This is a genomic window from Janibacter sp. CFPM2_SD2, assembly GCF_057364645.1.
The window spans coordinates 1-850 of sequence record NZ_JBNFOF010000380.1 but is presented as its reverse complement, the minus strand read 5'-3'; the positions used below and the strand labels follow the sequence as shown (position 1 = coordinate 850).

Here is an 850-nt window from a genome sequence, read left to right as displayed (position 1 = left end):
GACTCGCTCGCAAGACCGTCGTGGCGACGCTGGGCGGCTGACCGTCGGTCAGCCGCCGAGGGCGGTGCGCATCGGCAGCAGCTTGGCCGCCGACTCGGCGACCTCGTCGGCCGCGACCGAGCCGGCGACGATGCCACACCCGGCGTAGAGGCGCAGCGAGGACGCGCTCTCGTAGGCGCCGCAGCGCAGCGCGATGCCCCACTCGCCGTCACCGGAGGCGTCCATCCAGCCGACGGGTCCGGCATAGCGACCGCGATCCATCTGCTCGAGCTCGGCGATGACCCCGTCGGCGACGAGGGTCGGCGTGCCGCACACCGCGGCGCTCGGGTGCAGCGAGGCGGCGAGCGCGAGCGAGGTCGAGTCGTCGTCGACGACTCCCGCGACGTCGGTCGCCAGGTGCATGACGTTGTTGAGGTGCAGGACGAAGGGGGAGTCCGGCACGTTGATCGAGGAGGTGTGTGCCGTCAGGGCGTCGGCGACCGAGCGCACGGCGTACTCGTGCTCCTCGAGGTCCTTGCTGCTGCGGGCGAGGGAGCCGGCGAGGGCGAGGTCGTGGCTGTCGTCGCCGGTGCGGCGGATCGTGCCGGCGAGGACCCGCGAGGTGACCAGGCCCCGCTCGAGGCGCACGAGCATCTCGGGGGTGGCGCCGACGAGACCGTCGACGGCGAAGACCCACGTCGTGTCGTAGTCCTCTGCGAGACGGGCGAGGACCCAGCGGGGGTCGATGCGCTGCTGCGCGGTGGCCCGCACGGAGCGGGCGAGCACGACCTTGTCGAGCTCGCCGGCGCTGATCCGGGCGACCGCCTCGTCGACCGCACAGGCCCAGCGGTCGGCGGTTGAGGTCGAGGTC

At 73.3% G+C, this 850-nt stretch carries 1 protein-coding gene; it reads right to left on the bottom strand.

What is annotated here, in order from left to right:
* Window positions 1-48: 48 nt before the first annotated feature.
* Window positions 49-850, bottom strand: an 802-nt coding sequence (locus tag AC2W7J_RS18505) for an isochorismate synthase (RefSeq protein WP_485984257.1), incomplete at its 5' end; no start/stop codon positions are given.